Annotated in this window: 24 protein-coding genes and 1 pseudogene; 9 read left to right on the top strand and 16 right to left on the bottom strand. The window is 44.3% G+C overall.

Annotated features, from left to right (window positions below):
• Positions 1 to 78: 78 nt before the first annotated feature.
• Positions 79 to 465 (top strand): annotated as a pseudogene (locus J5X92_RS16835) (formyltetrahydrofolate deformylase); the annotation flags it as partial.
• 182 nt (positions 466 to 647) lie between these two features.
• Here the strand turns inward: J5X92_RS16835 and J5X92_RS16830 are convergent.
• The gene (locus J5X92_RS16830) at positions 648 to 1,166 is read right to left on the bottom strand and encodes a YgjV family protein (RefSeq protein WP_126872974.1); all 519 of its coding nucleotides are present in this window, start codon (positions 1,164 to 1,166) and stop codon (positions 648 to 650) included.
• Between the two features lie 321 nt (positions 1,167 to 1,487).
• Between J5X92_RS16830 and J5X92_RS16825 the strand changes: the two genes are divergently transcribed.
• Together J5X92_RS16825 and J5X92_RS16820 are read left to right on the top strand one after the other, a co-directional pair.
• On the top strand, positions 1,488 to 3,695 hold the full coding sequence (locus J5X92_RS16825) for a M3 family metallopeptidase (protein ID WP_126872975.1): 2,208 nt from the start codon (positions 1,488 to 1,490) through the stop codon (positions 3,693 to 3,695).
• Positions 3,696 to 4,020: 325 nt separating this feature from the next.
• Positions 4,021 to 5,931, top strand: coding sequence for a methyl-accepting chemotaxis protein (locus tag J5X92_RS16820; protein ID WP_126872976.1), 1,911 nt, complete (start codon positions 4,021 to 4,023; stop codon positions 5,929 to 5,931).
• Positions 5,932 to 5,958: 27 nt separating this feature from the next.
• Here J5X92_RS16820 and J5X92_RS16815 read toward each other — a convergent pair whose 3' ends face one another.
• Positions 5,959 to 6,546, bottom strand: coding sequence for a hypothetical protein (locus tag J5X92_RS16815; protein ID WP_013785720.1), 588 nt, complete (start codon positions 6,544 to 6,546; stop codon positions 5,959 to 5,961).
• 116 nt (positions 6,547 to 6,662) lie between these two features.
• The gene (locus J5X92_RS16810) at positions 6,663 to 7,526 is read right to left on the bottom strand and encodes a hypothetical protein (protein WP_126872977.1); all 864 of its coding nucleotides are present in this window, start codon (positions 7,524 to 7,526) and stop codon (positions 6,663 to 6,665) included.
• 248 nt (positions 7,527 to 7,774) lie between these two features.
• Here J5X92_RS16810 and J5X92_RS16805 point away from each other — a divergent pair, with 248 nt between their 5' ends.
• The gene (locus J5X92_RS16805; RefSeq protein WP_126872978.1) at positions 7,775 to 9,574 is read left to right on the top strand and encodes a sodium:proton antiporter; all 1,800 of its coding nucleotides are present in this window, start codon (positions 7,775 to 7,777) and stop codon (positions 9,572 to 9,574) included.
• Positions 9,575 to 9,870: 296 nt separating this feature from the next.
• On the opposite strand, the gene J5X92_RS16800 is transcribed toward J5X92_RS16805, so the two are convergent.
• Positions 9,871 to 11,190, bottom strand: coding sequence for a 3-deoxy-D-manno-octulosonic acid transferase (locus J5X92_RS16800; RefSeq protein WP_208806156.1), 1,320 nt, complete (start codon positions 11,188 to 11,190; stop codon positions 9,871 to 9,873).
• Positions 11,191 to 11,334: 144 nt separating this feature from the next.
• Between J5X92_RS16800 and J5X92_RS16795 the strand changes: the two genes are divergently transcribed.
• Both J5X92_RS16795 and J5X92_RS16790 read left to right on the top strand, forming a co-directional pair.
• On the top strand, positions 11,335 to 12,369 hold the full coding sequence (locus J5X92_RS16795) for a glycosyltransferase family 9 protein (RefSeq protein ID WP_208806155.1): 1,035 nt from the start codon (positions 11,335 to 11,337) through the stop codon (positions 12,367 to 12,369).
• Complete coding sequence (locus J5X92_RS16790) at positions 12,366 to 13,457, top strand: glycosyltransferase family 4 protein (RefSeq protein ID WP_208806154.1); 1,092 nt, start codon at positions 12,366 to 12,368, stop codon at positions 13,455 to 13,457. Before J5X92_RS16795 ends, J5X92_RS16790 begins: the two co-directional genes overlap by 4 nt.
• A gap of 75 nt (positions 13,458 to 13,532) precedes the next feature.
• On the opposite strand, the gene rpsQ is transcribed toward J5X92_RS16790, so the two are convergent.
• The 11 genes from rpsQ to rpsJ are packed head-to-tail and all read right to left on the bottom strand — an operon-like array spanning position 13,533 to position 18,475.
• The gene (gene rpsQ, locus J5X92_RS16785) at positions 13,533 to 13,790 is read right to left on the bottom strand and encodes a 30S ribosomal protein S17 (protein WP_013785726.1); all 258 of its coding nucleotides are present in this window, start codon (positions 13,788 to 13,790) and stop codon (positions 13,533 to 13,535) included.
• A complete protein-coding gene (gene rpmC / locus J5X92_RS16780; protein ID WP_013785727.1) occupies positions 13,790 to 13,981 on the bottom strand; it encodes a 50S ribosomal protein L29 in 192 nt (63 codons plus the stop codon). Before rpmC ends, rpsQ begins: the two co-directional genes overlap by 1 nt.
• Positions 13,981 to 14,394 carry a 50S ribosomal protein L16 gene (gene rplP, locus J5X92_RS16775; RefSeq protein WP_013785728.1) on the bottom strand — a complete coding sequence of 138 codons (414 nt, stop codon included), beginning with the start codon at positions 14,392 to 14,394 and terminating at the stop codon, positions 13,981 to 13,983. The genes rpmC and rplP overlap by 1 nt, the downstream gene beginning before the upstream one ends.
• Positions 14,395 to 14,397: 3 nt before the next feature.
• Positions 14,398 to 15,102 carry a 30S ribosomal protein S3 gene (gene rpsC, locus J5X92_RS16770; RefSeq protein WP_013785729.1) on the bottom strand — a complete coding sequence of 235 codons (705 nt, stop codon included), beginning with the start codon at positions 15,100 to 15,102 and terminating at the stop codon, positions 14,398 to 14,400.
• A 9-nt stretch (positions 15,103 to 15,111) separates the two neighbouring features.
• The gene (gene rplV, locus J5X92_RS16765; protein ID WP_013785730.1) at positions 15,112 to 15,444 is read right to left on the bottom strand and encodes a 50S ribosomal protein L22; all 333 of its coding nucleotides are present in this window, start codon (positions 15,442 to 15,444) and stop codon (positions 15,112 to 15,114) included.
• Between the two features lie 12 nt (positions 15,445 to 15,456).
• Positions 15,457 to 15,732, bottom strand: coding sequence for a 30S ribosomal protein S19 (rpsS, locus tag J5X92_RS16760; protein ID WP_013785731.1), 276 nt, complete (start codon positions 15,730 to 15,732; stop codon positions 15,457 to 15,459).
• Positions 15,733 to 15,747: 15 nt separating this feature from the next.
• Entirely contained in the window at positions 15,748 to 16,572 is an 825-nt protein-coding gene (gene rplB, locus J5X92_RS16755; protein WP_013785732.1) for a 50S ribosomal protein L2, read from the bottom strand.
• A 14-nt stretch (positions 16,573 to 16,586) separates the two neighbouring features.
• Positions 16,587 to 16,886, bottom strand: coding sequence for a 50S ribosomal protein L23 (rplW, locus tag J5X92_RS16750; RefSeq protein WP_013785733.1), 300 nt, complete (start codon positions 16,884 to 16,886; stop codon positions 16,587 to 16,589).
• Entirely contained in the window at positions 16,883 to 17,488 is a 606-nt protein-coding gene (gene rplD, locus J5X92_RS16745; protein WP_126872982.1) for a 50S ribosomal protein L4, read from the bottom strand. Before rplD ends, rplW begins: the two co-directional genes overlap by 4 nt.
• 18 nt (positions 17,489 to 17,506) lie before the next feature.
• Positions 17,507 to 18,145, bottom strand: a complete 639-nt coding sequence (gene rplC, locus J5X92_RS16740; RefSeq protein ID WP_013785735.1) for a 50S ribosomal protein L3 — start codon at positions 18,143 to 18,145, stop codon at positions 17,507 to 17,509.
• Positions 18,146 to 18,163: 18 nt separating this feature from the next.
• Positions 18,164 to 18,475, bottom strand: a complete 312-nt coding sequence (rpsJ, locus tag J5X92_RS16735) for a 30S ribosomal protein S10 (RefSeq protein WP_006012796.1) — start codon at positions 18,473 to 18,475, stop codon at positions 18,164 to 18,166.
• Between the two features lie 471 nt (positions 18,476 to 18,946).
• On the opposite strand from rpsJ, the gene J5X92_RS16730 reads away from it, so the two are divergent.
• Both J5X92_RS16730 and J5X92_RS16725 read left to right on the top strand, forming a co-directional pair.
• Positions 18,947 to 21,163, top strand: coding sequence for an ATPase, T2SS/T4P/T4SS family (locus J5X92_RS16730; RefSeq protein ID WP_208806153.1), 2,217 nt, complete (start codon positions 18,947 to 18,949; stop codon positions 21,161 to 21,163).
• A gap of 96 nt (positions 21,164 to 21,259) precedes the next feature.
• The gene (locus J5X92_RS16725) at positions 21,260 to 21,751 is read left to right on the top strand and encodes a sel1 repeat family protein (RefSeq protein WP_013785737.1); all 492 of its coding nucleotides are present in this window, start codon (positions 21,260 to 21,262) and stop codon (positions 21,749 to 21,751) included.
• Between the two features lie 99 nt (positions 21,752 to 21,850).
• Here the strand turns inward: J5X92_RS16725 and acnA are convergent, their stop codons facing one another.
• On the bottom strand, positions 21,851 to 24,562 hold the full coding sequence (acnA, locus tag J5X92_RS16720) for an aconitate hydratase AcnA (protein WP_013785738.1): 2,712 nt from the start codon (positions 24,560 to 24,562) through the stop codon (positions 21,851 to 21,853).
• A 394-nt stretch (positions 24,563 to 24,956) separates the two neighbouring features.
• Here acnA and gpmA point away from each other — a divergent pair, with 394 nt between their 5' ends.
• Positions 24,957 to 25,703: a 2,3-diphosphoglycerate-dependent phosphoglycerate mutase gene (gene gpmA / locus J5X92_RS16715; protein WP_013785739.1), complete on the top strand. Its 747-nt coding sequence runs from the start codon at positions 24,957 to 24,959 to the stop codon at positions 25,701 to 25,703.
• Positions 25,704 to 25,898: the final 195 nt, after the last annotated feature.

Raw genomic sequence — 25,898 nt, 5'->3', positions numbered from 1 at the left:
CAGTTTCCCTTGGTAATTAGCGCTTACGACAGAATCGCTTGGTAATTAAGATACGACAAAGTCGCTTGGTGTTAACAAACCTTATTGGAAGAGTATAAAATTGACCTGACAGTACTTGCCCGCTTCATGCAGATTTTGCCAGATACGCTATGCCAACAACTTCAAGGTAAAGCAATTAACATTCATCATAGCTTCTTACCGAGCTTTGCAGGGGCTAAACCCTATCAACAGGCATACGATCGCGGCGTTAAGTTAATTGGGGCAACCTGCCATTACGTCACCAAAGACCTAGACGAAGGCCCAATTATTGAGCAAAGCGTTAAGCGCATTAGCCACAGTGATAGCGCGGTTGATATGGTTAGAAAAGGAAAAGACTGTGAAGTAACTGCTCTTGCACATGGCGTGCGTTACCATTTAGAAGATCGCGTAATTATTCATCGCAATAAAACCGTGGTGTTTGCGTAAGACACTGCTTTATAAATATCGCAGCAAGATAAAAAAGCCAGACGAGAGTGACTCGTCTGGCTTTTTTAATTCTGACAGGCATGAACACGTTTACTTTGTGCGCTGTAACCTGCGTACAGAGCTCAATTTCAGCCTTTAGCGCTCACCCTCTTTTGTAGCCCAACTTGGCCGATTGTTTTGCTTTATACCGACAATGCAGCAAGTTGCTTGCGTAACTTAACGTAATACCACGCATTTGAAATAGCGAATAAGGCTTCGGTAATCGCCAGACCCCATGTTTGAGTAGCCACGCCGTATACCGTAAAGTTTACTGAGCCAATTATCATACAAGTACGCAGCCCTGCTTCTTTACAGTGTAACTCACCAAAGCGATATACCATGAAAGTCAGTACTGGCATAAGTTCTAGTAGCCCAGTCTTACCCGTAAGGGTGTTAATACTCGCCACTAGCACGGTCATCAGCGTCAGAATAATATAAGTGGCGTACGCGGGTAAAAGTTTCTGAGTAACAATACGATATGTTGTGCTTAAGCCTGCCACCGTAATAACAACCGCCCCACCCCATGCTTGCTCGAAGGCAAGTAAACTGGCAAGTGCTACACACAACCCTAAATTCAATAATAAAAGCTTACGCTCTGTATTGGACCAAAACGAACCAATAGCAAACAATACAGGGATTGTATGAAGCAATAATTCAAACACGCCAATGCTCCTTTATAGATAACAAATGAGGCAAAAAGTAACCGTTAATTAATGGCGCGAAGTGTAGTGATTAACTTAAAACTTTCAATGGTTTTTTTAGGCTTTTCGATGAGTGCCATTTAAGCGCTATTACTCGCATTCTCGTTGGCCTAGCGGCTTAATACGTTAAGAGACATTTAAGTTAGTTTTACAATGGCATAGTATTGAATGTGTGAGATTTTAATTAACGCTTCAATCGGTGATATTGATCTGCTCTACTAGAGCGGGTTGAGCTAATGACAAGAAACAATAAAAGAAATCATAATAAGACAGGAAATAATAATGGGAAAATTTAAAACGTCGCTTACCGCGATGGCGGTAGTGCTTGCACTCGGTGCTTGTTCTGAGCAAAAAGCGCCTCAGACAACGTCAGTAGATACTACTGAAGCCCCCGCAATGCAGGAAAAACAACAGTTCGACAACGTACTCCTTCAAGAATTCAAAGGCCCCTACGGCGGCGTTCCGGCTTTCGATAAAATGAAACTGGAAGATTTGAAACCGGCCCTTGAAAAAGCAATGGAGCTAAATCTTAAAGAGATTGATGAAATTGCGAATAACCCCGAGCCACCTACGTTTGAAAACGTAATTGTGGCTATGGAACGTTCAGGTAGCGAGCTTAGCCGCGTATTTCGCTACTACGGCATTTGGAGTGCGAATAAATCTAGCCCTGAATTTCGTGCTATCCAAGTAGAAATGTCGCCCAAGTTATCCGCATTTTCTACCAAAATCACACAAAACGAAAAGTTATTCGAGCGTGTTAAAGCGGTTTATGAATCAGAAGAACTATCGACATTAACCGAAGAAGAACAGCGCATTACTTGGATGACTTATAACGACTTCGCCCGCAATGGCGCGACGTTGGACAGCGAAGCGAAAAAGCGCTATGCAGCCATTAACGAAGAGTTAGCAACCCTCTATACGTCGTTCTCAAATAACGTACTGGCGGATGAAGAGAACTACGTAACCTATATTACTGAAGACCAATTAGGTGGCTTGCCTGAATCTTTCGTAAAAGGCGCTAAATCTGCCGCCCAGAGCCGTGGTGAGCCGGATAAATATGCAATAACAAACACCCGTTCTTCAATGGATCCGTTCCTAACCTACTCTACTAACCGTGAATTACGCGAAAAAGTATGGAACACCTATTACAGCCGTGGCGATAACGCTGATGAGTTCGACAATAACGAAACCATTAAGCGCATTTTAACCTTACGTGATGAGCGCGTTGAATTACTCGGGTATGAAAACTATGCCCAGTGGCGCTTAGAAGACCGTATGGCAAAGAACCCTGAAAACGCCATGGATCTTATGATGAAGGTTTGGCCCGCTGCCATTGCACGTGTTGAACAAGAAGTGGCCGATATGCAAGCCATTGCTGACGCTGAAGGCGCTGATATCACTATTGCCCCGTGGGACTATCGTTTTTATGCCGAGAAAGTTCGCCAAGCCAAGTACGACCTAGACTCAAACGAAGTGAAGCAATACCTGCAGCTAGATAAACTGCGCGATGCTATGTTCTACGTTGCTGGTCGTTTGTTTAATTTCAACTTTACCCCAGTGGAAGAAGGTAAAGTGCCTGTATTCCACGAAGACGTTAAAGTATGGGAAGTGACCGATAAAGATTCCGGTGAACACATTGGTTTATGGTACTTAGATCCGTTTTCTCGCAAAGGTAAACGCTCTGGTGCATGGGCCACAACCTATCGCTCGTCAACAACCTTCGACGGCAAAAAGACGGTGTTGTCTTCTAACAACTCTAACTTCGTAAAAGGGGCTGAAGGCGAACCCACTCTCATTTCATTTGATGATGCAGAAACCTATTTCCACGAATTTGGTCATGCACTGCATTTCTTATCTGCTGATGTGAAATACCCTTCTTCACACTCAGGCGTACGTGATTACACTGAGTTCCAGTCGCAACTATTAGAGCGCTGGTTAACCACCGACGAAGTTATTAATCAATTCTTAGTACACTATGAAACGGGTGAACCTATTCCTGCTGAACTTGTTGCTAAGATTAAGAAGGCATCAACCTTTAATGAAGGCTTCAAAACCACTGAATATATGGCTTCTGCTATCATGGATTTGAAGTACCATACCACTGATCCAGCGACTATTGAGCCCGATACCTTTGAACGTGAAGAGCTTACAAAACTCGGTATGCCCGAAGAGATTGTTATGCGTCACCGCACACCTCACTTTGGTCACGTGTTCTCGGGTGAAGGTTATGCCGCCGCGTATTATGGTTATATGTGGGCAGAAGTGCTGACCGCTGATGCATCAGAAGCCTTTATGGAAGCACCGGGTGGATTTTACGACGAAGAAGTGGGCAATCGCTTAGTGAAGTACCTCTTTTCGGTTCGTAATGCGATGGATCCAGCTGAAGCTTATCGTAAATTCCGTGGCCGCGATGCCAAAGTTGACGCATTAATGCGCGACAGAGGTTTTCCAATCCCCGAAGATAAAAGCAAAGACAAAAGCGAAAATTAATCGTTAAACCTACCTAAACAAGCCGCGAAGTTGAGAAATTCACCTCATTTCGCGGCTTTTTCTTGACCTTTCGGTCAATTTAACTTCAAAATCAATTTATCGGTTTTATACGTCGATAGTATAATACTTCGCGTTTTTCTGCCGATACAAAAACATAATAAAAATAAAGCTAGTGCGAACTACCTCTCCTCGTGTTTCATCACGTGATTAATAACCTGCAACTAAGCAGTAAAGTAGACGCTAACAGTAATAACCCAACGCCCAAGACGTGACTGTGCCTGCAGTGCAGCGTCGTTTTTCAGCAGTCAAAATATGGTCGGAAGTTATGACTTTGAGTATTAAACAAAAATTAATTATTTCACTAATGGTCGCCGTGTTGGCAGCCTCAATCTTGGTAGGCTCAATTAGCCAATGGATAGCCCGAGATTTAGTAAAAGAAAACATGGAACAGCTTCAACTTCCTTCACTGTTGAAGCAAATTGGCAATCAGGTCGATAGAGAAGCCAGTGTGATGCTTTCTGTTGCCCATGGTATTGCATCCAATCCTGACATTTTAGCTTGGTCAGCCGCTGGCGCTGATAGTTCAGGTGAAAAGCGACTTATCGCTTATCTGAACGATATCGTGAATTTCAACGACTTAACCGTAGCCTCTTTCGTCGATAGAAAAACCACTAAGTATTGGAATCAAGACGGTTTTTTACGAGTGCTGAAAAACGATGAATTCGATGGATGGTTCTTTGCTTACCGTGATAGTGGTACGCCAATTTCACTTAGCTTGTATAACGAACCTGGCCAAGGCTATAGATTGTTCGCTAACTTCCAACAAACCGCAGGCCGAGGCATGTCTGGAGTTGCGAAGTCTGTTGACGAGCTATTAGATATTATTAACGCGGTAAAAATTGCTCAAACCGGCTTCGTGTATTTAGTTGATGGCGAGGGCACTATTATTGCCCACCCTGATACTAGCCTTTTAGGAAAATCCAAACTAAGCGCCATTAGTGGCACAAATGCTTCGCGGACTTTACTGCAACAACGTGATTTTGCGATGGCAACCAGTGAAGTAAACGCCGATGACGTCCTTTTTGCTAGTACGTATGTAGAAAAATCCGGTTGGTACGTGGTGGCGCAAGTACCCGAGCAAGAGCTTTATGCCTCATTAAATGCAGGCAGTCGTCAGATCATTTTATGGTCTATTGCCATCGCGGGCCTGTTTGCGCTGCTTGGAATTTGGCTGGCATCGTCTCTCACCAAACCTATCGAATCTCTAGCTGATATTTTCCAGCAACTTGATAAAGGACAAGGCGATTTACGTTCAAGAATTGACGTACCAGAACAAAAAGAAACCGCTCGACTGGTTGAAGGCTTCAATAGTTTTATCGATCATCTTCACAGTACTATTGCATCGGTAGCTAAAACTAGCCAAGCCCTTAAAGCCTCAGCTCAAGAAGTGGCCAGCCAATCTCAGCAAAATGAACGTTCTACTCGTAGTCAGCGAGACCAAACCATGCAGGCCGCAACAGCGTTAACTGAAATGGGCAGCACGGTCACTGAAGTCGCACAGTCTGCTACTTATGCTGCGCAAAATGCGAATCGTGCGACTGAAAGCTCGCAAGAAGGCCGCCTATTTACTCAAAAAGCGGTGCACGCAATATCGAACCTTTCTTCCCAAGTAGAAAGTGTGTCTGAGGTTATCCAGTCTCTTGATGAGCACACTGCGGCTATCGGCGGCATACTTGATACAATTCGCAGCATTTCAGAGCAAACTAATTTACTTGCGTTGAATGCAGCGATAGAAGCCGCTCGGGCTGGCGATCATGGCAGAGGCTTCTCGGTTGTGGCCGATGAAGTTCGCACACTGGCTCAGCGTGCAGCTGCCGCCACCGATGAGATACAGATCAAGATTGATAAGTTCCAACTCGACTCCAAAACGGCAGTTTCTCAAATGCAAGATAGCAAAGCTCAAACCAAAGACGTGGTTGGCGCTACCGATGATATCGATAAACTTTTGCAGAAAATTGCCGAGGAAATCGTGCTGATTAATGATGTGAATACCCAAGTGGCCACCGCTACAGAGCAACAAGCGACCGTCGTTGAAGATATTAGCCGGAGTATTAATGAGATAAGTTCATCGAGTGATGAAACCCTTAATGCCACACATGTGTTAGTAGGCGTTAGCGAGAAGCTAGACGAACTAGCAAACGAACTGGCTCAAGAGGTTAGTCAGTTTAAGTTATGAGATTAGTTTTATTTCAATACTGCTTGGCTAGAACGCAATAGCGTATTGCAGTTTAACTTGGTTGTCGTGGGCTTTGCTCCACGGCAACTGGATTGTTGCGCTGTCCGACTTCCATGACTCTCTAGAAGCCGCAACCGTGAGCGTGTGTCTTTCTTCCATTAGAGGAACTTCAAAATACACACTAGCCGTCGTACTAGTAGGGAGTTGAATCACTTCGGCAACGGGAATGGAAATTTCATGTTCAGGACGAATTTTGTGGCTTAACCCAACCCGGTAACTTCCTTTATCCCACCAACTCACCACCTCAAATTCATGGCTTTTAACCCGCTGAGCGAGTACCCCATAATCGAGTAAGCCTTTGTTATAGTGAACAATGGCTTCCACATTGAAGCGTTTAGTGAATTGCTGATTGACCACTAACTGATATTGCTTCTGCTTACAGCCTTTAAATCTAATTTTGTTTTTAGATAACGCGATGGAAAAAGTATCATCCAAACTTACATATTCACTCAACCACTGTTCAGCATCTTCTATCGCTGAGGCAGAGACAGATATCGATACCCATGCACTTTGAAGCGCTGTAAGCATCACTATAAGCTGAGAGAATCTACGCATTAAACCGGTTACCTAATATGCAAAAGCAGAGTAGAACCTTATATAACCACGAAGTGTAAAACGTGGGAATTAGCCATTATGCTAACTCCCGTCAAGTGATTAAAATATAGACTAATTTATTTTTGAATGATTTTAACTTCGGTAAGCGATGCCTTGCGATGCCCAGCAGCTTCTTCTGAAAACCAGTAATTGCCGTTGTCATCAACACATACACCCTCTACTTGTTTATAAGCAGGTAACGGCCAGATATTAATAGGAACAAACTGATTATCAACCTGGGCCATGAAAGTATCAAAGTTCCCAAAGGGGTCAGATTTATAGCCCACAATGACGTATAGATTACGAGCGGCATCGTAATCTGCGCCAGTAATAACACCCGGTAAACCTTCGATATGCGCAAACGCGGTTAGTGTCTGGGGCTCTGTAGATTCATTAACTTCATACACTTTAGCCACACCGGTACGCCAGCTTTTCGAGAACAGTATTAACTTTCCGTTGGCATACGTCATGGCCTCTGAATCAAAGTCATGGGCATAAGGCATGTTGCTACTTGGATTGTTGCCTTCATAGGCTACTGTCATTGTGACTATATCGTTAAGGTCATTTTTATTGACCTTATATATAGTAAGACTCTCACGACGGCCCTTGTTGTTGCCAACATCCGCAACATACCAATGCGTTGAACTTGCTGTAACCGCTTCCCAATCGATATTGTCTAACGCCATTCTATCGGTTTTAATCACCTTGCCTTCATAAGATAGATGAAACAATTCCGGTTTGTTTCCAGAGTCGTTCAAACTAACGAGCGTTGAGGCATTACAAAACAGCCCCGACGTCTCTTCTAATACGTCAGGAAGCACCGTTAACTTACCCACAGATATTTTAGTCTGAGCTTCAGGGTATGAAGCAGCACAACCAGTAAGTAACGAGAGCGAAAAAAACGTAGCAACTGCTACAGGTAAAAATGAGTGATTAAGCAACGTAGATAGTCCGTTGATAAGGCGCTCTTTGGCGCGTAATTAATGAAGTCTTAAAATACTATGCTTCCCCTTCCACGACAACGTTGAATATAAGCGAATTGATCCCTTATAGGCTAAACTCTGTTTTAATTACATGGCGCTTATACGAAAGTCTCTGTCGGCTTGTAGATAAGTTGCTATATGATGGAACCGCATAACAAGATGAGTATGGCTACATACTCACAATTATATAAATAAGGGAACACGCATTGTCAGATCCACTCATGTCTTTGGTTGCCGTTGGCTTATTGTCGATTAGCTGCCAATATCTCGCGTACAAAGTTCGTTTACCTGCCATCTTACCGCTTTTAATTGTAGGTATTGTGGTTGGCCCTGTATTTGGCGTGCTTGACGCAGACGCGCTTTTTGGCGACCTTTTGTTCCCAGTTGTATCGCTTTCCGTTGCTATTATTCTGTTCGAAGGTTCCCTTACCCTTAAGTTTGGTGATATTGCTGGTCATGGCAATATGGTTCGCAACCTATGTAGTGTGGGTGTGTTAGTTACCTGGGTTATTGCCGCTGTGGCGGCTCATTACAGCCTAGACTTGTCGTGGCAACTCTCTTTTTTATTCGGCGCTATCGTGACGGTAACCGGCCCCACCGTGATAGTGCCCATGCTGCGTACTGTGCGGCCTAAATCTAATTTGGCAAGTATCCTACGGTGGGAAGGCATTGTCATCGACCCCATTGGTGCCCTGCTGGCCGTACTCGTCTTTGAGTTTATCGTCGCCTCTCAAGGCAATGCTATTTCCCACACTTTTATCACCTTTGGAAAAACCATCGGAATTGGTTTCCTGCTTGGTTTTAGTTCAGGTTATTTGCTAGGGCTTTCTATCCGCAAAGATTGGATCCCGCATTACTTATTAAACACCGCGGTTTTAACCATTATTCTCGGCGTGTTTGCAGCGTCAAACTATGTTGCACATGAATCTGGACTATTGGCCGTTACCATTACCGGCATGGTATTAGCCAACATGAAGAACGTGGAAGTAGAAGACATTTTAGAGTTCAAAGAAACCTTAAGTGTGCTGCTCATCTCAGGCTTATTCATATTACTTGCTACCCGTCTTAGCCTTCAATCTATTGCGGATGTGGGCTGGGGAGCACTTATTGTCCTTGGCGCAATCATGTTCATCGCTCGTCCGTTATCGGTAGCAACGTCTTCTATTGGTACTGGTCTTAAACTTAATGAGTTGGCCTTGCTGAGCTGGATTGCACCTCGCGGTATTGTGGCCGCAGCCGTATCTGCATTGTTTTCTTTAAAGCTTGAAGAAATTGGCTACGAGGGTGCTGGCATTATCGTGCCTATGGTCTTTCTTGTGATTATTGCTACCGTCGTTGTACAAAGCCTTACTTCTCGAAGTGTCGCACAATTGCTGAAAGTTCGAGCCCCTGCCCCTACCGCTTACCTAGTATTCGGTGGCAGTAAGTTTAACCGTATGCTTGCTGATGAAATGATTAAGCAAGAGTTGAGCGTTACCGTTGCAGATACCAACTGGGATGCCATTCGTGAAGCCCGAATGATGGATATTCCTGTGTATTTTGGTAACCCCATGTCAGATCACGCAGCTCGTCATCTTGATATTGCCAGTTTTGGTACGGTGTTGATTATGTCACCTTACAAACAGCTCAATCCTCCCATCGCGTATCATTTTGAAAATACCATGGGCAAAGACAAAGTGTGGGCACTGACAAGTAACGAACAATCTACCCGTCCAAGTCACCAAGTCAGTGAACAATACGCCAAACGTCTTACCTTATTTGATGAAGGGGTGACTTATGGGTATTTGGCATCAGCGATTGCTCGTAACGCCAGTATTAAAACAACACGGCTTTCTGATGAGTTTACCTTCGCGCAATATAATGAAAAATATGGTGATAGAGCCACACCATTAATAGCCATAGATGTTGAAGGAAAAAGCTTCACGTTCGTGAATGGGAACAGCATTCATCCAAAGGCTGGGTGGCGAGTAATAAGTTTGATTTTACCTGAAGGTGAAGCAGTGTAAGAAGATGCTTGTGGGTTAAGATGGCACCCTGCCTAAGCAGGGTGCCATCTCCCTGGAGAACGCGTAATCCAGTGCTTCTTCATGAGAAGCATAATTGTTTATATTTTACCGTAACTACGCTGTCGGCGTTATAAAAGCAAAGAGTAGACCACTTTGCATTTTCGAAATATTTTCAATAGCTTACGCATTTCTTAATGAAATGGCAGGCTTCCAAAGGGGGGCAAAGAAAAACCTTGGTGCAATGTGCGCACAACTTTGGTGAGCTAAAATTAACCAATTGATATTTATAAGTAAGGTTAACCTACATTACGTTTTATAACCGCTAGCGTTTTATCCAATGCACCACTGTTTTCCTCTAAAACTTTCCGGCCGGCTTTTCCAGCTTCCTCACGTTTCATCGGGGCATTAATCCAAGCTTCACATTGCTGAGCAATTTCTTGTGCGTTCGCTATTTTTGTAAGCGCCCCACGCTCTTCCAAATACTCACAAATTACTGGGTTGTTATAGGTATGCGGCCCCATCATGATGGGAATAGAAAAGGCGGCTGGCTCTAACGCGTTATGCCCACCGCGATTTGCAATCGATCCCCCTACAAATGCAAAACTAGCAACGCTATAAGCACTGTTCAATTTGCCCATTTCATCAAGCAAAATAACTTTCGTCTCTGGCGATATAGCATCAATATTACTTGTTCGAACGTATGCAAGTTCGTTTTGCTCTAACAGCTTAGCAACGGTATCAAACCGCTCTGGGTGACGAGGTACTAATAGCAAGCGAAGATTATTACCTGCGGTTGACGAGCCAAGTATCTTCATGGCATCAATCATGGCTTGCTCTTCAAGATCGTGGGTACTGCCAGCAACTAATATTGGGCCGTCTGTTGGTGAAAGGCCCATGAACCCTATACTTAGATGCGATGTAGTCGCAGCTTGGTCAAACTTAATATTATTAGTTTGGGTCATACGTGCTTCAGGCATACCTAGTGCAAGGTAATTATTGTAATCACGCTGACCTTGAGTACATATATGAGAAAGTTTGTTTAGCATGGGTTTAAACAGTTTACCTATTTTCATGTAGCGCTTAGCTGACCTATCTGTCATACGCGCATTAATCACCATTATCGGTATGTGGCGCTTCCAGCAAGCATGGATAAAGTTAGGCCATAATTCGACTTCGGTAATAAGCACCGCTTTAGGTTTAATGCGCTTTATCATGGCAGCCATTGCCGTATGTAAGTCATAGGGCAAGTAAAAATGGTGTACCGTATTACCAAAAATATCCCGCACCCTTGCCGAGCCTGTGGGCGTAGTCGTGGTCACCGTAATCTGGGTATCTGGCTCAGCCTGAATGATGCGCTTTATTAAGCAAGATGCCGCCACCACTTCACCAACCGAAACACAGTGAAACAGGTAACCGTTAGTTTTTTGGGGCTTAGCAACAAAACCGAATCGCTCGAACCGGCGTTGGTTATATTCTTTATTTCTTGTCGCACCGCGGCGCATTAGCTGGATAAATGCGAAAGGGATAATGCAAAATAATACACAGGAGTAAAGCCAGCGACACACATCTTCTAGTAATGTAGGTCTGTATTCGGCTTCTTTACCGCCTCTTATCATTAGTAATTCCTATTGTTATTCTTTGGTAGCCTGACTGGCTCACTACACAATAAATGAAATGCGTAGCGCTATGCTAGGTCGTCATCAAACTGACGTTATTATGTGTTTTACTCACCCATTATAACTCGTCTACATGTAAGTTTTATGTGCTCTACTGCAACCCAGCCGAACGTACTTTTAATCAGGCTTAGCGCTATTGGTGACATTGTAATGGCCTCAGGGCTTCCGTCCAGCATTAAAGCGGCTCTTCCTAATGCTCGAGTTACCTGGTTAGTTGAAAAACCGTATGCAGGACTAGTACAACACCACCCTTTCGTTGACGACATTATCGTGTGGCCGAAAAGCGAATGGAAAGCGTTTGGTAAGAAGCGCGCCTATTGGTCTTTGCTCAAATCGGTGTTGGCATTTAGGCGACAACTCCACGATAAAGGTTTTACCCACGCCATTGATGCCCAAGGCTTACTTAAAAGTGCCTTTTTAGCCTATCTCAGTGGTGCAGGTGTCCGAATTGGTTTTAATAGTAAAGAGCAAAGCCAACGTTTCTTAACCGACACAATAGATAAACCAATATCAAACCAAATCAGTAGCGAGTATCGATATTTAGCAAAGCATATGGGAGCGCATTCTTACGAACTACATATTGAAATGGGGGAAGCTGCAACACAAAAGCTTCAGGGCACGCTAGGTGCCCTGTCGGTAAATGGCGATTATATCGTACTTGCCCCTTTTACTACTCGCCCGCAAAAGCACTGGCCAATTAATCATTGGAGGCAACTTATCACGCTTATCCGTCAGCACAGTGATATCTCCATCGTTATTCTAGGCGGCCCATCAGATAGCTGTGATGCAGAGGCACTGACCTTCAATGAAGGTGATGTTTATTCATTAGCGGGGCATGTATCGGTAGCTGAATCAGCCGTGGCGGTGAAGCAGTCTAAAGCTTTTATTGGCGTTGATACTGGCCTAACACACATGGCGGTTACTTTTCTTCGCCCTACAGTTGCGCTTTTTGGGTCTACCTGTCCGTATACATATACTGATAATGCTAACACTCATGTATTATATAAAAAGCTAGTCTGTGCGCCATGTAAGCGTAAACCAACGTGCAATGGTACATTTGACTGTATGGCGTTAATTCGCCCAGAAGAAGTTTTTACCACTGTGAAGGAATACCTGTGAGCTTAAAGATTTTGCATATAGAGTTGGGTAGAAACTTGTATGGCGGCGCTAAACAAGTTGTTTACTTGTTAGATTCACTGAACCGCCAGTTTGATTACGAAAACCACCTAATATGCCCAGAAGATAGTAAAATTGCGTCGCTGTCCCTTTCAGGCTGCCAAACGCATACTATTGCTTATCGCGGAGAAACAGACTTATTTGCCGTGAAACGCATGGTTAACATCGCCCGTAAAATTAATGCCGATGTCATTCATGTACATAGTCGTCGTGGGGCAGATGTTTTCGGCGCCATGGTAGCGAAGATCACGGGTATTCCCGCTATATGCACACGACGAGTAGATAACCCAGAATCACTGTTTGCCACTTATAAATACAGTCAGTTTGCGGCTGTAGCGAGCATTTCTGAGGGTGTGTTTAATGTGGTAAGTCATCACTGTGAAGCAGTGAAACACCAACCGGTTATTCACTCGTCCGTAGATTTTAAAGAGTTTTCGAAGCCTGGTGACAAAGCGTGGCTAAGTGAAACCTTCTCCATTCCTTCAGATCATACCGTTATTGCTAACTTTGCTCAGCTTATATCTCGTAAAGGCCAAGCTGATATTATTTTAGCCATGGAAAAAGTGGTTCAAAATAACCCTAAAGTGAGTTGTTTACTTTTTGGCAAAGGAAATCTTAAAGAAAGCTACGAAGCACTTATCGACCGGCATTTACTTACCGAACACGTTCACCTGTGTGGCTTTACCGATGAAGTCAGTAAAATTCTTCCCAGTGTTGATATTGTGGTTCACCCCGCTTATGCAGAGGGTTTAGGCGTTATTCTTCTTCAAGCGGGAGCCTGTAAGCGTGCGGTGGTATCGACACCGGTAGGCGGTATTCCCGAAATTATTGAGCATAATGAAACAGGATTAATGGTGACGCCAGGGAATATAGATGAAATAGCCGATGCGCTGATTACACTGGTAAATGATAAGCAAACCCGAGAGACCTTAGGCAATCAGTTGTATCAACATGTAAAAGGGCATTTCAGTACCAAGGAAATGGCGGCTAGTTATAGCGAGTTGTATTTGACCGTCACACAGCCATCTTAATTTTGCATTGTTAAATTTTAGACAATAAAAAAGCCGCTCAAGAGCGGCTTTTTCAATCGTAAGAAAAGTTAGCGATTAAACGCCAGCTTTTTCTACAACGCTAACCAATGTCCAATTTTTGCTTTTAGACAATGGACGACATTCACTAATAGTGACTACGTCGCCTTGGTTACATACGTTTTCTTCATCGTGGGCGTGAAGTTTAGTAGAACGTTTGATGAACTTCCCGTAGATAGGGTGTTTTACAAAACGCTCAACAACAACAGTAATGGTTTTATCCATCTTGTTGCTAACCACACGACCTTGCACTGTACGAACTTTTTGTTCAGTCATTACGCATCAGCCTTTTGAGTCAGAATGGTTTTAACACGCGCGATGTTACGACGTACAGTTCTCAATTGATCAGTCTTTTCAAGTTGACCAGTTGAGTGCTGCATGCGCAAGTTGAACTGTTCGCGTAGCAGGTTAATCAACTCTGCGTTCAGCTCTTCTACGCTTTTTTCTTTCAGTTCAGTCGCTTTCATTACATCACCGTCCGAGTTACAAAGGTTGTCTTAAATGGCAGTTTAGCCGCTGCCAATTCAAACGCTTCGCGTGCTAGAGATTCAGGAACACCTTCCATCTCATAAAGAACACGTCCTGGTTGAATTTGGCATACCCAGTACTCAACGTTACCTTTACCTTTACCTTGACGCACTTCAAGAGGCTTCTCAGTAATTGGCTTGTCAGGGAAAACTCGAATCCAAATTTTACCTTGACGCTTAACGTGACGAGTCATAGCACGACGCGCTGCTTCGATTTGGCGAGCGGTCATACGACCACGGCCAACTGCTTTCAGGCCATAAGTACCGAAGCTTACCTTGCTCCCCGCAATGGCAAGACCACGGTTACGACCTTTATGCATTTTACGAAATTTCGTACGCTTTGGTTGTAACATGATTTAGCCCTCACGCTTAGAGTTGCGGCCTTTCTTCTTAGGTTGAGCAGGCGGAGCTTGCTCTTGAGTTGTAGGCAAACCGCCCAGAACTTCACCTTTGAAGATCCATACCTTCACACCAATAATACCGTAGGTAGTTGCAGCTTCTGAAGTTGCGTAATCGATATCTGCACGGAAAGTGTGCAGAGGTACGCGACCTTCACGGTACCATTCAGAACGAGCAATTTCTGCTCCGCCCAAACGGCCGCTTACTTCAACTTTAATACCCTTAGCACCAAGACGCATTGCGTTTTGTACCGCGCGCTTCATAGCACGACGGAACATTACACGACGTTCTAGCTGGCTAGAGATACTGTCGGCAACCAGTTGTCCGTCAAGCTCAGGCTTGCGAACTTCTGCAATGTTAATCTGAGCTGGCACACCGGCTAGCTTAGAAACATAGGCGCGAAGCTTCTCTACATCTTCACCTTTTTTACCGATTACAACGCCTGGACGAGCAGTGTGAATAGTCACACGGATGCTCTTAGCAGGACGCTCGATCACGATTTTAGAAAGTGAAGCGCTTTTAAGCTGTTTAGTCAGATACTTACGTACCTGATGATCGTTATACAGGTTATCCGCATAGTCACCAGTATTAGCGTACCAGGTAGAAGTCCATGGTTTACTGATACCCAGGCGTATACCTGTAGGATGTACCTTCTGTCCCATTATCTACTCCTAGTTATCCGCTACAACCACAGTGATGTGACTGCTACGCTTAAAGATACGATCTGCACGGCCTTTGGCACGTGGCTTGATACGTTTCATAGTTGGACCTTCGTCAACGAAAACTTTGGCAACGACTAATTCGTCGATGTCAGCGCCTTCATTGTGTTCTGCATTTGCAATCGCAGATTCCAAAACTTTTTTAACCAGCGCTGCGCTTTTCTTCGGGCTGTACGTAAGTAGCTCAAGAGCTTTCTCAACGTGCATACCGCGAATTTGATCCGCTACCAAGCGTGCTTTTTGAGCAGACGAGCGGGCAAAACGGTGTTTAGCTAATGCTTCCATTTATCCTACCCCTTATCGTTTGCTTTTCTTATCCGCGACATGGCCGCGGTAAGTACGCGTTGGCGCAAATTCGCCCAACTTGTGGCCGACCATTTCATCGCTGATGATGACTGGAACGTGCTGGCGACCGTTATGGACCGCAATGGTCAACCCAATCATATCTGGGATGATCATAGAACGACGAGACCAAGTCTTAATTGGTTTACGTTCGTTCTTTTCCACTGCAGCCTCTACCTTCTTCAGCAAGTGAAGGTCAATAAATGGACCCTTCTTGAGAGAACGTGGCATGGTGAATCCTCGCTGTTACTTATTACGACGACGTACGATAAGTTTATCGGTACGCTTGTTACTTCGGGTTTTCTTACCTTTAGTAGGAACACCCCAAGGAGATACTGGATGACGACCACCCGACGTGCGTCCTTCACCACCACCGTGTGGGTGGTCTACTGGGTTCATGGCAACACCACGAACTGTAGGACGAACACCACGCCAGCGGGTTGCACCGGCTTTACCCAGTGAACGCAGCATGTGCTCTGCATTGCCTACTTCACCAATGGTGGCGCGGCAATCAGATAGTACTTTACGCATTTCGCCAGAACGTAGACGCAAGGTAACGTAGTTTCCGTCACGTGCTAGGATCTGAGCATAAGCACCGGCAGAACGTGCAATTTGTGCACCTTTACCAGGCTTCATTTCAATTGCGTGTACAACAGAACCTACTGGGATATTACGCATTGGCAATGTGTTACCAGACTTGATCGGAGCATCCGAACCAGACTGGATTGCATCACCCGCTTTCATACCCTTTGGAGCCAGAATGTAACGACGCTCACCATCTGCATACAATACTAGTGCAATGTTAGCAGAACGGTTAGGATCGTATTCTAAACGCTCAACAGCGGCTGGAATGCCGTCTTTGTTGCGTTTAAAGTCAATCAAACGGTAGTGTTGTTTATGACCACCACCAATATGACGAGTTGTAATACGACCATGGTTGTTACGACCGCCAGATTTGCTGTTCTTTTCAAGCAAAGGTGCGTAAGGCGCGCCTTTGTGAAGGTCAGGGTTAGTAACCTGAACAACGTGACGACGACCGGCAGAAGTTGGCTTAGCTTTCAATAATGGCATTTCTAATCCCCTTCTTACTCAGCGCCACCGACAAAGTCGATGTCCTGACCTTCTTTAAGAACCACGTAGGCCTTTTTCCAGTCACTGCGTTTACCGAAAGACTGACCGTGACGCTTGGTTTTACCCTTAACGTTTACAGTACGAACACCTTCAACCTCAACTTCAAACAGTTTTTCAACTGCAGCTTTGATTTCAGCTTTGTTCGAATCTTTCGCTACTTTAAATACAACCGTGTTGCTTGCTTCAGCAGCCATAGTAGACTTTTCTGAAACATGCGGTGCTAAAAGCACCTTCAGTAGACGTTCTTCTTTCATGCTAACGCCTCCTCAAGTTGTTTAACCGCATCAGCTGTAATTAGCACTTTTTCAAATGCAATCAAACTTACTGGGTCGATGCCTGCAACATCACGTACGTCAACTTTGTACAAGTTGCGTGCCGCTAGGAACAAGTTCTCATCAACATCAGCAGTAACGATAAGAACATCATTTAGTTCATAGTCGTTAAGCTTAGCAATAAGTTCTTTTGTCTTAGGTGCTTCCACACCAAACTTCTCTACCACAACCAAACGGTCTTGACGGATTAGTTCAGACAAGATGCTTTTTAAAGCACCACGATACATTTTCTTGTTAACTTTTTGATCAAAGTCACGAGGCTTGGCTGCGAATGCACGACCACCACCAACCCAAATTGGGCTGCGGATAGTACCAGCACGAGCACGGCCTGTGCCTTTTTGACGCCATGGCTTCTTACCACCACCACGTACTTCAGCGCGAGTCTTCTGCGCCTTTGTACCCTGACGAGCACCTGCACCGTAAGCTACAACGACTTGGTGTACCAAGGCTTCGTTGAATTCACGTCCAAAGGTCGCTTCGGATACTTCAAGAGCGCTTTGCGCATCTTTCAATGTTAATTCCATCAGTTCACTCCCCAGACGTTACGCTTTAACAGCTGGCTTAACGATTACATCGCCGCCAGTTGCGCCAGGTACGGCACCTTTAACAAGGATTAGGCTGTTTTCTACGTCTACACGTACCACTTCCAAAGATTGGGTAGTCACTTGCTTGTTACCAAGCTGACCAGCCATTTTCTTACCTTTGAAAACTTTACCAGGTGATTGGTTTTGGCCAATCGAACCAGGTGCACGGTGAGACAAAGAGTTACCGTGAGTCATACGTTGTGAACTAAAGTTCCAACGTTTGATCGCGCCAGCAAAACCTTTACCTTTTGATGTACCAGTGACATCAATCTTTTTAGTGTCGTTAAAGATTTCAACAGTGATTTCACTGCCTACTTCAATATCGCCACCTTCGTTATCTTCCAGGCGGAATTCTACTAGAGCACGACCTGCTTCAACACCAGCTTTAGCAAAATGACCTGCTTCAGCTTTGTTAACGCGGTTCGTTTTCTTGCTTCCAGTAGTAACCTGAAGAGCGCGATAACCGTCAAGTTCTTCAGTACGTAACTGAGTAACACGGTTTGGGGTCGCTTCAATAACAGTCACAGGGATAGACGTACCATCTTCAGTGAAGATGCGAGTCATACCCACTTTACGACCGACTAGACCAATCGCCATTGTTATTACCCTCTCTTGTTAGCCCAGGCTGATTTGAACATCAACACCGGCAGCCAAGTCCAAACGCATCAATGCGTCAACTGTTTTATCAGTTGGCTCAATGATGTCTACTAAACGCTTGTGAGTACGAATCTCATATTGATCACGTGCATCTTTATTTACGTGAGGAGATGTCAATACTGTATAGCGTTCTTTGCGAGTAGGCAGAGGAATAGGACCGCTGACCTGAGCACCAGTACGTTTCGCCGTTTCAACGATTTCAGCCGTAGACTGATCGATCAACTTGTGATCAAACGCTTTCAAACGAATACGAATTCTTTGATTTGGCATCGATTAAGCTCCAATCGAAAGAACAAAAAAATTCACCTTTTCTCTTCCATTTTATTCTGGAAAGAAAAGATGTGCGTAAACCGATGGTTCCCAATTGGAACCCTGTTCTTTTTCCTAACACGCCTGTAGCAGTCTTATCTTATCGATTTCGCTTGCTACGCTGGCAACCACCCTAAAAGCAGTGAGGTCGCGGTTAGAAACATTGCCCTATTTGGGCAGTGGGCGCGAATTATACAGAAGGCAGGATACATTGCAACCGCTAGATCGCTTTTTGTACACATTAATTGTAAATCTATGACTTAAGTACAGCTGCTTCTTTTTGAAAGGTAATGTAAAGTTACGTTATTCTTGTACTACCTTAATATAAGTTGTATTGCCGTTAATGCGCTATACCTATAAGGTGGTAAAACGTATGTCACAAAGTTTAATCAAATTTGGATATAGCAGCTTTGTTGCTGTGCTAAGAACACTATGGAAGTAGAAGACAGTCAGCATATTTTCACCCATGTTAAACGCATTCTGAATAATCACTCGTCTTTATTAGACGCATACAGTTTGCTTGAACCCATCATTCTTAACATGTTTGGTGCTACCCGTATGAGCATCTTTCAGCGTCGCCGACAACATCAAGACTTAGTCGCTCGGTTTAAAACGGGTAAAGAAACGTTAGAGATTAAAGTGCCTATTAGCCCTATGTCTATTGCAGGCTATGTTGCTATCTCACAATTGCCTTTACTCATCGTCGACCCTTACAACGCCGCTGAGCTTAAAGCTATTCATCCTCGTTTACGATTTGCTGATAAGTTCGATAAAGACAACGACTTCAAAACTACTAACATTTTATGTGTGCCTATTCTTAACGCCGGTGTGTTAATGGGTGTAATGCAAATTATCAATAAGCAAAACGGTAGTTTTGATGATAATGATTTAGCGCGCGCAAACGACTTAGCATTGGTACTAGGGGCTAAGTTCCGTTATGAACTTGGTGGTACAAACAATCCATTTGATTCTTTATTACATAAAGGCTTAATAAACGAACCTGCGTTAAAAAGTCTACTCTCTACCTCTAATGACACCCGCACTATCGTGCAGGGTTTAATGTCTGAACATCGCGTTCCCGAGCATGAAATTGGCCATTCTCTTTCTATCCATTACCAGGTTCCCTTCATTGGTTACTTACCCGATAAGTACCATCGTTATGAAGGTGAAAGTAAACTAAACCTGTCTTACCTTAAACGTAACCATGTTGCGGTTATTTCTGATGTGGAAGGTAACCCCATTGTCTTAATGGCAGAGCCTAACAATGCCGCGCTGTTAATGGAAACAGAAAGCGCATTGGGTATTGAAAGTTATGAAATTGCCGTCGGCTTGCCCCATCAAATACTTCAGTACCTAGGTGAAGGTGGCGGCGGTAACGCGCCTGGTGACATGAGTGAGATTCTTGATGAGATTGGTTTATCAACTGAGGAAAACGACGAGCTTGTCGATGAACTTTCAGACGATGCCCCTGCAGTAGTACGTTTGGTTAGCCGCGTATTGCACGATGCAAAACGTCTTGGTGCGTCTGATATTCATATCGACCCAGAGAAGAATGCCCCCACTCGCGTAAGAATGCGGGTTGATGGTGTGTGCCGAGATATGAACAAAGTGCCTAACTCACACCATAATGCGGTTATTGCCCGTATTAAAATTATGTCTAACCTAAACATTGCTGAAAAGCGTGTACCTCAAGACGGTAAGTTGGCGTTTAAGATGAATGGGCAACTGGTAGAAGTACGTGTTGCCACCATCCCTACGGTAGCCGGTGAAGGGGTGGTGATGCGTTTGCTAGCGTCAGGTGGCGCTATGCCCATTGAGAAAATGAATCTAGCGCCTACCAATTTGAAGCGCTTAGAAGACATGATTAAAAAACCACATGGCATCTTGTTAGTAGTAGGGCCAACAGGTTCCGGTAAAACCACGACCTTGCATGCTATTTTGGGTTACCTCAACACCCCAGAAAAGAAAATATGGACAGCAGAAGACCCGGTAGAGATTACTCAACCCGGTTTACAGCAGGTTCAGGTAAGCCCCAAAATAGGCTTCACATTTGCTAACGCCCTACGGGCATTTTTGCGTGCCGACCCCGATATTATTCTTATAGGTGAGATGCGTGATAAAGAAACAGCTCATGCTGGCATTGAAGCCTCGCTTACTGGCCACTTAGTGTTATCTACCCTGCATACCAACTCTGCCCCAGAGACCATTACCCGTTTGTTAGATTTGGGGCTAGATCCTGTGAACTTCTCTGATGCCTGTGTAGGTATATTAGCCCAGCGTCTTATTCGTACCCTTTGTGGTAAGTGTAAGGAAGAGTATGTGGCAAGTGATACTGATATGGCCTTCATTGAAAGGCAGTACGGCGCGCAGATGCTAGATGAATTAGCGTTGCCTACTCCGCTCAAACTCTACAGGGCAAAAGGCTGTGAAGAATGTGGCAACACAGGCTACAAAGGCAGAACAGGGGTTCATGAACTACTTGGAATGACGCCTGAACTACGCTCTTTGGTTTACAAAGAAGCCAGTGTTGCAGAAATGAAAAAACAAGCCACCCAAGACGGTATGCGAACCTTAGTACAAGATGCTATTTTCAAAGTCATTAAGGGCGATACCGACATTCCACAAGTACAAATTGTGGGTGGCGACTAACCACGAAATATTTACTAACAATCTAAATTTGAAGATTTAGCTGTAACAGTATTAAATAATGCTAATACATCTATTACTTAAGGAATGGAAACCAATATGAAGGCAATAGTTTTTGCGTTGTTATTCACAGGCACACTAATATCAACGGCGGCTGACGCCCAATCACGAACCAAAGATCACATGTGGAAAACTGAATATCTTTCGATTGTTGAAAGTGGGTTGTTCGCATTAAAAGCTGAAAATTATGAAGAAGCCTATACTAAATTATTAGAAGGCGCGAAATTAGGTAATAAATCATCTCAGTATTACTTAGCTCAAATGTATTTTCAGGGGTGGGGTATCGAGCCTAATTATGAAGAGGGTTGGCTGTGGTTAAAAGTCGCTATGGAACAAAAAACCGCGGAGTGGAATCGTTCTTTTCGCTCTATTCGCGATGCTTTGCCTGAAGATTTTAGAACTGCGATGGAGCCTTTCGTAGATGAACACATTGCACTGTACGGTGCTAAAGCGCAAGACTTGCGCTGCGAAAAACGTGCGGCAATTGGCTCTAACATTAAAGAGATAATCTGCTCTAAGCGATTCTATTAATTTATCCGTTACGCTACAAAAAAGCCCGATGTTTCATCGGGCTTTTTACTTTGACTCGCCAGTATACTAAAACGCTAAACGCCGCTGTTTATCCAATCCCTATTTCTTCAAGTATTGACGAATTACATAGTGCAAAATACCGCCATTTTCGAAATACGTGAATTCGTTCGATGTATCGATTCGAATATCCATCGAGAATGTTTGTGATTCGCCTGCATCAGACGTTACGGTGACATCCACGTCTTTTTGGTCACGGCTTACTGCACCAATTGAGAAAGTTTCATTACCTTTAATTCCTAAGCTACTCGCACTGTCGCCTGGCTTAAACTGCAACGGTAAGATACCCATACCAATGAGATTTGAACGGTGAATACGTTCATAGCTTTCTACCATGACTGCTTTTACACCCATTAGTGATGGACCTTTCGCAGCCCAATCTCGACTAGAGCCTGTACCGTATTCTTTCCCACCTACAACAACCGCAGCAACACCCTCATCTTGATAACGCATGGCCGCATGGTATATCGACATGGCATCACCACTAGGATAATGCGTGGTAGCACTGCCGGTAGTGCCGGGTGCTAACTGGTTTTTTAGGCGCACATTCGCAAAGGTACCTCGCATCATGACTTCGTGGTTACCGCGACGTGAACCGTATGAATTGAAATCTTTGGTATTTACGCCTTCTGCTTGCAAATACTCGCCTGCAGGGCTGTCTGGCGCTATCGCGCCTGCCGGAGAGATGTGGTCGGTGGTAATTGAATCGCCCACTTTCACCAAACATCTCGCGTTCTCGATAGCACTAAGTGCTTCGGGTTCTTCGCCCATTGTTTGGAAAAATGGCGGATGTTTAATATAGGTAGAGTTAGGCCAATCGTATACCGATGTTGAACTTACCGTTAGGTCATTCCACACACCACTGCCTTTAAATACGTCGGCGTATTTTGCTTTAAAGATGTCACTGGTGACATGTTCAGCTATATGGCTTTGAATTTCATCTTCACTAGGCCAAATATCTTTCAAATACACTGGCTCGCCATTGTTGCCCAACCCTAGTGGCTCTTTAGTAATATCAATATTCATATTACCCGCTAAGGCATAAGCGACAACTAATGGTGGCGACGCTAAATAGTTGGCCGCAACATCTGAATGAATACGCCCCTCGAAGTTCCGGTTACCTGACAATACAGAGGTAACAGTAAGCTTGGCCTTTTTAATTGCATCGCTAATAGCATCTGGCAAGGGTCCTGAGTTACCAATACAGGTAGTGCAACCGTAACCCACAAGGTTGAAACCGAGAGCTTCTAGTGGGTCCATCAAGTTTGCATCTTCAAGGTACTGAGTTACCACCTGCGAGCCTGGGGCTAAAGACGTTTTTACCCAAGGCTTACGGGTTAAGCCTTTTTCCGCCGCTTTTTTCGCTAGTAACCCTGCTCCAATAAGCACCGAAGGGTTTGATGTGTTGGTACAACTCGTAATGGCCGCAATAACAATGGCACCATCTTCTAAGTTAAATTTATTACCACGGAATTCTACATACGAATCATGCTCTTCATTGACTTCAGGTACTGCACCGCCTTCGGCGACAAATTCAGTTTCTTCGTCTAGCACTTTCACATCAATCTGCGAGCGATGCCATTCATTAAATGCTTTTGCAGCGTTATCTAGTGCAATTCTATCTTGAGGGCGTTTTGGCCCTGCAATCGAGGGGACAACATCGTTTAAGTCTAACTCTAACGTTTCGTGATATTCGGCATCTTTAGTAAAGTCATCGTGCCATAGCGAACTTTCTTTCGCATACGCTTCAACAAGTTTAATTTGCGACTCGTCACGCCCAGTCAAGCGCAGGTAATCGAGCGCAACTTCATCAATAGGGAAAATACCGCAGGTTGCGCCGTATTCCGGTGCCATATTGGCAATAGTGGCACGATCGGCTGTAGTTAAGTGCTTCAAGCCTGGACCATAGAATTCTACGAACTTACCCACAACCCCATGTGCTCGTAGTTGCTGGGTAATTGTCAGCACCATATCCGTTGCTGTCACGCCGGTCGGCAATTCACCGTCTAAACGAAACCCAACAACTTTTGGTAGAAGCATGGTAACGGGTTGGCCTAACATCGCCGCTTCAGCTTCAATACCGCCTACGCCCCAACCTAGAACGCCAAGGCCGTTGATCATGGTGGTGTGAGAATCGGTACCTACTAACGTGTCAGGATACACCAAGGTGTCATCATCCTCTTGTTTCGTGAAGGCAACACGTGCAAGGTATTCAAGGTTAACTTGGTGGACTATTCCTCGACCTGGAGGCACAACTTTGAAGTTGTCGAAGCTAGATTGCCCCCACTTTAAAAATTGGTAGCGCTCTTTATTACGCTCTATTTCAACGTCAGTGTTTTTCTCTAACGCGTTTTCTTCTGCAAAGAAATCAACCATTACTGAATGGTCAATAACTAACTCTACGGGATTTAGCGGATTAATAGTTTGAGCATCGCCGCCTAACTTATTCACTGCATCTCGCATAGCGGCCAAATCAACAATAGCTGGCACACCAGTGAAATCTTGCAAGATCACGCGGGCAGGAACGAAAGATACTTCATGCTCAACGTGATTCTCTGTATTCCACGTGGCAACTTGTTCAATGTCATCACTGGTAACAAACTCTTCAGTTTCATGACGAAGTAAGTTTTCAAGAAGAATTTTAATACAATACGGTAATCGGTCGAGCGCAAAGTTCTCATTTACTTTGTCAAAGCTAATTGCCTTGAAGGAATTGCCATCGACATCGATATTAGAAAAAGATTGATATTTCACGCGCTCACCATCCTTATTTGCCTGTCATAAATATAGTTCTAGGAGCAAGTCAGGAAGCGCTTTTACTAGATGAATTGCAGTGCCATTTCGCACTTCTATTTCGCCTTAGAAGGAATTAGCGCTCCTAACTACTCTCACTTATAGCTGTATACGGTAACAATGTGAAAAAAAGTTCATGTTGATTTCACACCGTTAGCCAAGCAGTTTATGTTGATACTAAAAGGGTCTGCATTACTATTTGGCTAGTCTTACCTGTTAAACTTGGCTTTTCGAAACTGGATTTTTCGTTGCCGATCAACGATGATAGCGATCATCTTTTTTCGTATCCGTCTGACGCACCATTTCATTGGCATTCGTTGGGCATTTTCACTTTAACGCCGCAGGTAACCTTACTATGTATAAACTGGTACTTATTCGTCATGGAGAAAGTCAGTGGAACCTTGAAAATCGTTTCACTGGTTGGCACGACGTTGATTTAACTGACACAGGTGTCGCACAAGCTAAAACCGCTGGTCAGTTAATGAAGGACGCAGGTTTTGAATTCGATCAGGCTTACACGTCTGTATTGCTTCGTGCTATCAAAACATTGAATATCTCTTTGGAAGAAATGGGTCAACATTACCTACCTGTTGAACGTCACTGGCGTTTGAACGAGCGTCACTACGGTGCGCTTACAGGGTTAGACAAAGCTGAAACGGCTGCTAAGCATGGTGAAGAGCAAGTTAAAGTTTGGCGTCGTAGTTTCGATATTCCACCACCAGCCGTAGATACTGACAGCGAACACTTCCCAGGAGTCGATCGTCGTTACAGCAACGTTGATGCCGAGATTCTTCCTCGCGGTGAAAGCTTGAAGATGACCATCGAGCGTGTACTACCTTACTGGCACGATGTTATTCGCCCAGACATTCAAGCTGGCAAGCGCGTTATTATCGCGGCTCACGGCAACAGCCTTCGTGCATTGGTTAAATACTTAGATGGCATGTCTGATGAAGACGTACTAAGCCTAAATATTCCAACTGGCGTACCTTTGGTCTACGAGCTAGACGAAAACTTGAAGCCTATCTCTAAAGAGTACTTGGGCGATCCAGAAGCGATTAAAGCGATGATGGATGCCGTTGCTAAGCAAGGCAAAGCTAAGTAGTCGATAGGTAATTATTAGAAAGCTAACGCTGACTATTAGAGCCACGACTAAAGAGCCGCAAACGTTGTTTGCGGTTTTTTTATATCTATTAGTCTCTTAAATACACTTCTCAAATCATTTCTTTTTTCTACCATTATCATTGTTACTAATTTGTAAACACATGCTATTCCCATTACATTGCCATCAGGCTCAGTT

This window comes from Alteromonas sp. K632G, from assembly GCF_017653625.1.
Taxonomy (GTDB): Bacteria; Pseudomonadota; Gammaproteobacteria; order Enterobacterales; family Alteromonadaceae; genus Alteromonas; species Alteromonas naphthalenivorans.
Note: the sequence above shows the minus strand (reverse complement) of the source record. Positions and strands in the feature narration are given on the sequence as shown.

Coding starts and splice junctions, on each gene's coding strand:
- rplV (WP_013785730.1), bottom strand. CDS start 15,444: ATGGAAGCATTAGCTAAACACCGTTTTGCCCGCTCGTCTGCTCAAAAA.
- J5X92_RS16725 (WP_013785737.1), top strand. CDS start 21,260: ATGAAGGCAATAGTTTTTGCGTTGTTATTCACAGGCACACTAATATCA.
- rplD (WP_126872982.1), bottom strand. CDS start 17,488: ATGGAATTAACATTGAAAGATGCGCAAAGCGCTCTTGAAGTATCCGAA.
- rplB (WP_013785732.1), bottom strand. CDS start 16,572: ATGCCATTATTGAAAGCTAAGCCAACTTCTGCCGGTCGTCGTCACGTT.
- J5X92_RS16815 (WP_013785720.1), bottom strand. CDS start 6,546: ATGCGTAGATTCTCTCAGCTTATAGTGATGCTTACAGCGCTTCAAAGT.
- rplW (WP_013785733.1), bottom strand. CDS start 16,886: ATGAAAGAAGAACGTCTACTGAAGGTGCTTTTAGCACCGCATGTTTCA.
- rpsJ (WP_006012796.1), bottom strand. CDS start 18,475: ATGCCAAATCAAAGAATTCGTATTCGTTTGAAAGCGTTTGATCACAAG.
- J5X92_RS16825 (WP_126872975.1), top strand. CDS start 1,488: ATGGGAAAATTTAAAACGTCGCTTACCGCGATGGCGGTAGTGCTTGCA.
- rpmC (WP_013785727.1), bottom strand. CDS start 13,981: ATGAAAGCGACTGAACTGAAAGAAAAAAGCGTAGAAGAGCTGAACGCA.
- rpsS (WP_013785731.1), bottom strand. CDS start 15,732: ATGCCACGTTCTCTCAAGAAGGGTCCATTTATTGACCTTCACTTGCTG.
- J5X92_RS16730 (WP_208806153.1), top strand. CDS start 18,947: ATGGAAGTAGAAGACAGTCAGCATATTTTCACCCATGTTAAACGCATT.
- rpsC (WP_013785729.1), bottom strand. CDS start 15,102: ATGGGACAGAAGGTACATCCTACAGGTATACGCCTGGGTATCAGTAAA.
- J5X92_RS16820 (WP_126872976.1), top strand. CDS start 4,021: ATGACTTTGAGTATTAAACAAAAATTAATTATTTCACTAATGGTCGCC.
- gpmA (WP_013785739.1), top strand. CDS start 24,957: ATGTATAAACTGGTACTTATTCGTCATGGAGAAAGTCAGTGGAACCTT.
- rplP (WP_013785728.1), bottom strand. CDS start 14,394: ATGTTACAACCAAAGCGTACGAAATTTCGTAAAATGCATAAAGGTCGT.
- rplC (WP_013785735.1), bottom strand. CDS start 18,145: ATGGCGATTGGTCTAGTCGGTCGTAAAGTGGGTATGACTCGCATCTTC.
- J5X92_RS16795 (WP_208806155.1), top strand. CDS start 11,335: ATGTGCTCTACTGCAACCCAGCCGAACGTACTTTTAATCAGGCTTAGC.
- J5X92_RS16800 (WP_208806156.1), bottom strand. CDS start 11,190: ATGATAAGAGGCGGTAAAGAAGCCGAATACAGACCTACATTACTAGAA.
- rpsQ (WP_013785726.1), bottom strand. CDS start 13,790: ATGACTGAACAAAAAGTTCGTACAGTGCAAGGTCGTGTGGTTAGCAAC.